The sequence below is a fragment of the Bacteroides sp. 1_1_30 genome (assembly GCF_020982715.1).
In the GTDB taxonomy this organism is placed as follows: domain Bacteria; phylum Bacteroidota; class Bacteroidia; order Bacteroidales; family Bacteroidaceae; genus Bacteroides; species Bacteroides xylanisolvens.
The window spans coordinates 1-4,959 of record NZ_JAJKHN010000164.1 but is presented as its reverse complement, the minus strand read 5'-3'; the positions used below and the strand labels follow the sequence as shown (position 1 = coordinate 4,959).

Below are 4,959 nucleotides of genomic sequence, written 5' to 3'. Positions count from 1 at the left end.
TCCACGACGCGGAAGAGTACCTCTCAAATGACGACCTGCTGTCCTTGTGCGGAACGGTAGAAGAATACGAACGGCTGCTGCCTGAAATCCGCAAGGAACTGGCAGAAAACAGGAACTGGAAAGAATTTGCCCGAAGAGTGCTGGAGGAAGAATTCCCGCAGGCAAAAGCTGGGATACGGGAGGAGTTTATCCGGGACTGCTGGGAGAACCTGCAGACAGAAAGTTATAACCTTCAACGCTTTGAACGGCATTGTCAGGAGAGATAATAAAAAACAGGCAAACCATGTCAGACAAGATATTACAGATGTTCTTCGACATCGGCCGGTGGACGAAGGCCATCGAGAAAGGGGTCGGTAAGGATATACGCAAAGACCAGCTTATCCGGTTGGCCGATGAACGTACCCTGCTGGCAATGGCCGATGCCATGCGCCGGGGAAAGTATGAGATTTCCCCTCCCCACACGGCACAGATACCCAAGGACAACGGTGAGTTCCGCACAGTGTACGTAAACGAACCGATGGACCGTGTGGTACTGGGTATCGCCAACGACCTGCTTTTCGAGTTGATGCCGGAAATGGTACACCCCTCGTGCAAGTCCTACCAAAGCGGTATCGGCTGTGGCAGTGTCGTCACCGAGACCGGCCGCCGGATAACGGAAATGCAGGGCGGCGGCATCCTGGGGTGGAAGTCCGACCTTTCCAAATACTTCAACAGTGTTCCGATACGGTTCATCGACGGGGCGTTCGACAAGGTGGAGGCCAAACACGGCCAGTCCGCCCTGATAGACATGCTCAGGAAATATTACCACTCGGACCTCTATTTCGACGGGGACAACCGGCTGCAAAGCAAGTATCAGTCCTTGAAACAGGGTTGCGCTGTGGCGAGCTGGCTGGCGGATGTGCTGCTCTACGATCTGGACGCGGAACTGTCGCAAATGAACGGCTTTTATGTCCGGTATTCCGACGATATGCTTTTTATCGGCAAGGATTACGAAAAGGCGATGGACACACTCCAAAAACGTCTGGAAGATAAATCCATGAAGCTAAATCCCAAGAAAGTGGAATATCTGACAGCCGATGCCTGGTTCAAGTTTTTAGGGTTCAGCATCAGGGGCGGCATGGTCTCGCTCTCGTCATCCCGCATCAAGACCTTCCAGCACGAGATCGAGCGGCGGACAATCCGCTGTCGGGGCATGACACTGGCAAAAGCCGTGAACGCCGTGAACCGTTACTTGTACAAGGGCGAGTTCAGCTGGGCGATACAGGTATTGCCGGTCTGCAATGTGAAGAGAGACCTCAACGAGCTGAACAAGTTCGTGATGGACTGCCTTAGAGCCGTTCAGACGGGCAGGTGCAAGATCGGCGGTCTGGGGTATGTCCGGACCAAACCGGATGGCTGCATCGTCCGGGGACGGGGACGCAACGTGAAGGCGAACCGCGGCAAAACAGGCCGGGACATACCGGGTTACCTGACCATAGGATGCATGCGCAACGCCCTTCTGACCAGCCGGGCGGCCTACAACACACTGGCGGCCTCGCTGTAGAGCATAGCCGGGCACACGGCGGACGGACATGGGGCAGGATTTAATGTTACAGGTATTGCATACCAGAACCGTCACGTATTCACCGGTCTAACAACCGGTGAATCCAGCCAGCTCTGGTTCATGCCTGTAAATATCGGATAGATAAAGACATGTGCCGCCTGCCCGTTATCTGTCACGGAGCACACCGAGGAAGTTCGAGGAATAGTTTTGAGTATCCCGCGTACCAAACGTCTTCTTTCCGGGTCTGAAGGCGACAGACCATCGCCTTCGGACTCCACAGAAGACGCATACGCGGGCAACATCGGAAATATAAAGCCATGTGCCGGAGTTATGAGAACTTTCCTTTTTTTTCTTTCAGCACAGAAACGTGGTTCGGGGAATTGCATTCAACGTCCCGTGTCCCGATAAGCCTCCGTCGCGGCGTCGTATCCCTAACGTCATACGACGCCGCCACAAGGCTTCCTGCACGGGAGACATCGACAGCATAAAGTCATGTGCCGGTATATTCGAGAACCACGCCCAGCACGGGGGAAGGCGGTCAAGGTCAGGATTTCAACGGTGCAGCTCTATAACCCGCGGCCAGATCCTCCATCCAGGCTATCACCTGGATGAGCGTCACGGGCCAGCGGAAAGAGCTGCGCATATCAAGCGGTTAAAGCCACGTGCCGACCTGAATGAGACCGATAAGACGGTAGCGCAACCGGATATTGCACGAGGAATCGTATTCAACCTACAGTGTACGTACAGTACCCTGAGGCTGGGACACTCCCAGCTTCAGGATACGGACACACTGTATTCATCGGAACGATATAGTAATGCGCCATCGATTTGAATGCAAATAATTTGAAACCCAATATTGAATATGAACACCATATACCAAGAAACCGTCCGGGCAGTCGATAACGGTGCAAAATTCAAGATAGACTTTCGCCGTCGAAGCCTGAAAATCAACGGTACATACATCATACGGGATGGCAAGTGCGACAGGGAATTGGGAGTTCCGCCCTCGACAGAGGACGAGTTCTTCGCGAAAATGGAGGAACTGTACCGCCGTTACAAACACTCCGTGCCCTCGGAGCGCAGCGAAAGCAAGCCATGCAGGTATTTCAAGGCATTGCAGGAAAAAGACCTCGATGACGGGGACATGCTCTACGGTGAACGCCGGGACAAGGCACAAGCCGAGCTGGAACTGTACCTCCTGTGCCAAATACTGGGAGGTTTCAGGTGGAATCCCAAGACGATGGGACACTGGTTCTGGCAGAGCAGGACAGACAGGGACCTGGTGATACTCCGGGAATGGGTGGAACCGAATAACAACGACCATTAAATAATAATCAGTATGAAACCAAAGACAAAAATCTTGTGTCCCGGCTGCGGGACAGAGTTCGCCATCTCGGACAAGGAAAAGACTGTAATGGCGACCATTGTCGGAAAGGATCCCGGTCCGGGAAGCGTATACCCGGCAGTAGCCGGGCAGGATGCGCCCTCCTCCGGGAAGACAAAAGTACCCAAGACAGCGAAAGAACGTATCGAGGCGCTCCGTGCGGCCGGCGTGGATGTGAGTCATCTCTTCGCCATGCAGGGTGCCAACGGCGGCGAGTGTGTCGCTTCCAACAAGGACGGGCTGCTGACCATGCTGGATGATGACGATCCGATTTTCAGACAAATCATCGATCAGGGCGATGTCCCGAACCGCCGCCTGTTCCGTCGCTGGGTCATGGCGCAGATGTTCCATATGATGACCTGCACGGACTACCGTTCCGGCAAACCGGCGGGAGTGACGGAAATGATCCGCCGTCTGGGCTACGAGTATCAATGGAAGATGGTGTCGGGTGAGCTGCATGCCCAAATGAGGATGGAGGGGTACGATCCGGAGAACTTCGCCGACCGTAACCGCTGGTTCAATGCCGGGGTAATTGCGGCGATGGCTGAAAATTACGTGAAACGCCTCAAGGAACACATCGCCTCCCAGAAGGTCAAGAAATGCAAGGGCATTCCCTACAAGCGTGTCGGCAGCCGTGACATCTTCGTGGAGGACCTGGAAACCAAGGTTTACCACCCGCTGCAAACGGCCGTACACGGCATCCGCAGCGCGAAGGACGCCGCCCGGTTGTACGCCTCCACAAGAAAGTTCAACAATCTGCGTGTCAGGATGCCCCACGACACGCCCCAGTGCAAGGAATGGGTAAATGCCTACAAAGGTGCCGGAGCATTCTTCACCATGCAGAACCTGATCCGTTTCCACGGTTGCACGGCTGTCAATGACCGGAGAAGACGTCTGGACAAGTACCAGTCGCTGGCTTTCCTGTCGGCCAAGGCGGAAGAGTACAAAGACGGCGAGGGCTGGCGGTTGCTGGCAGTCCTGAAAAAGATGCTGGCGGACAACAACATCGACATCAGGAAGAAGATGGCGGAGTGGCGCAAAAAATAGCGGACCTTTTTTCGACCGCAGCATGGCAGACGGCACGGTGTGAGGGGCCGACAAAATCAGCATTCACTTCGGTACACGATAGAGAAATGCCCCACAGAGGCAATCACACCGCTATTCTAATCAAAACGACATAATCCTTTATACGATGAGCAAGAAACAACTACGACGCAGGGCCTACCTGCTGTACCGCCTGCGTAAACAGGGTATCCGATGCCTGACACGTTGCCGGACCATCTTCTATCCTTACGGGGAGGATCCTAAATCAGTACCGCATATCTGCAGCCTGATAAGCGAATTCCATTTCCATGTCCAGTTTGAAATACCCGCCTGACATGAAACCGGGAGACATTGCAACGCTGAAAGTGCCCTACAAGGGCTATCGCCGCATAGAGCTGTTGGAACGGCTCCAATACACCTGGCTGGTACGCATCTGCGAGAGCGGGAAGGAGATCGAGGTCTATGAGGACGAGTTTGAACCGGATTAAAAGAACGGAACAATGAAAGGAGAACAACAGGAAGAACGCGTACCGAACTTTATCGGCAATGCCGTCATTATCCTCACGGCCAGCCATCTGGGCTGCGAGGTGGAGATGCCCGCTACCGCACAGGAGGTGTGGCGGACGAAACGCCTGCCCGAGGCGGTACTGCCGGGCATGTACGAAAAGGCCGCACGCGATGCCGTGTCGGCTGTCCGGAAGAGAGGCCTGGCGGAACAGGCGGACCGTCTCGGAGAGATATTTTACAGGACGGGGGAATTTCCCCCGCCGGAAGAAGACAACCCATAAGACATCAGGAATAATAAATGAGAACAAGAACTTTTCAGGAAATATATGATTTCTGTCGTACGGACGATACCTACCGGAGCTATTTCGAGGCATCGGACGAGTCCCGCATTACCGGAGCAAGGGCAAGAAAGTACTATTACGGCGACATCCGCCGCGGCCAGTGCCGCGTGGGGACATTCATCTACTGCCAGTCGATGCGG

General features: G+C 54.4%; 7 protein-coding genes and 1 pseudogene. All 8 read left to right on the top strand.

From position 1 onward, the window contains the following. Window positions 1–266: hypothetical protein (locus LPH68_RS25535; RefSeq protein ID WP_196069297.1), on the top strand; the 266-nt coding region annotated here is incomplete at its 5' end. Window positions 267–283: 17 nt separating this feature from the next. Then, the gene (locus tag LPH68_RS25530; protein WP_196045634.1) at window positions 284–1,543 is read left to right on the top strand and encodes an RNA-directed DNA polymerase; all 1,260 of its coding nucleotides are present in this window, start codon (window positions 284–286) and stop codon (window positions 1,541–1,543) included. A gap of 1,066 nt (window positions 1,544–2,609) precedes the next feature. Next, window positions 2,610–2,870 carry a hypothetical protein gene (locus LPH68_RS25525; RefSeq protein WP_230297227.1) on the top strand — a complete coding sequence of 87 codons (261 nt, stop codon included), beginning with the start codon at window positions 2,610–2,612 and terminating at the stop codon, window positions 2,868–2,870. Window positions 2,871–2,882: 12 nt separating this feature from the next. Beyond that, window positions 2,883–3,974, top strand: a complete 1,092-nt coding sequence (locus LPH68_RS25520) for a ubiquitin carboxyl-hydrolase (RefSeq protein WP_230297226.1) — start codon at window positions 2,883–2,885, stop codon at window positions 3,972–3,974. 145 nt (window positions 3,975–4,119) lie between these two features. Next, window positions 4,120–4,305 carry a hypothetical protein gene (locus LPH68_RS25515; RefSeq protein ID WP_196045632.1) on the top strand — a complete coding sequence of 62 codons (186 nt, stop codon included), beginning with the start codon at window positions 4,120–4,122 and terminating at the stop codon, window positions 4,303–4,305. Continuing rightward, window positions 4,280–4,459 (top strand): hypothetical protein, encoded by a 180-nt coding sequence (locus LPH68_RS25510; protein WP_234171893.1) that lies wholly within the window; start codon window positions 4,280–4,282, stop codon window positions 4,457–4,459. Before LPH68_RS25515 ends, LPH68_RS25510 begins: the two co-directional genes overlap by 26 nt. A gap of 12 nt (window positions 4,460–4,471) precedes the next feature. Beyond that, entirely contained in the window at window positions 4,472–4,759 is a 288-nt protein-coding gene (locus tag LPH68_RS25505) for a hypothetical protein (protein WP_196045631.1), read from the top strand. A 17-nt stretch (window positions 4,760–4,776) separates the two neighbouring features. Then, a pseudogene (locus LPH68_RS25500) lies at window positions 4,777–4,959 on the top strand (hypothetical protein); the annotation flags it as partial.

What these genes read in the sequence shown, in the direction of transcription:
- LPH68_RS25530 (WP_196045634.1), top strand. Translation starts at nt 284, where the DNA reads ATGTCAGACAAGATATTACAGATGTTCTTCGACATCGGCCGGTGGACG.
- LPH68_RS25520 (WP_230297226.1), top strand. Translation starts at nt 2,883, where the DNA reads ATGAAACCAAAGACAAAAATCTTGTGTCCCGGCTGCGGGACAGAGTTC.
- LPH68_RS25515 (WP_196045632.1), top strand. Translation starts at nt 4,120, where the DNA reads ATGAGCAAGAAACAACTACGACGCAGGGCCTACCTGCTGTACCGCCTG.
- LPH68_RS25510 (WP_234171893.1), top strand. Translation starts at nt 4,280, where the DNA reads ATGTCCAGTTTGAAATACCCGCCTGACATGAAACCGGGAGACATTGCA.
- LPH68_RS25505 (WP_196045631.1), top strand. Translation starts at nt 4,472, where the DNA reads ATGAAAGGAGAACAACAGGAAGAACGCGTACCGAACTTTATCGGCAAT.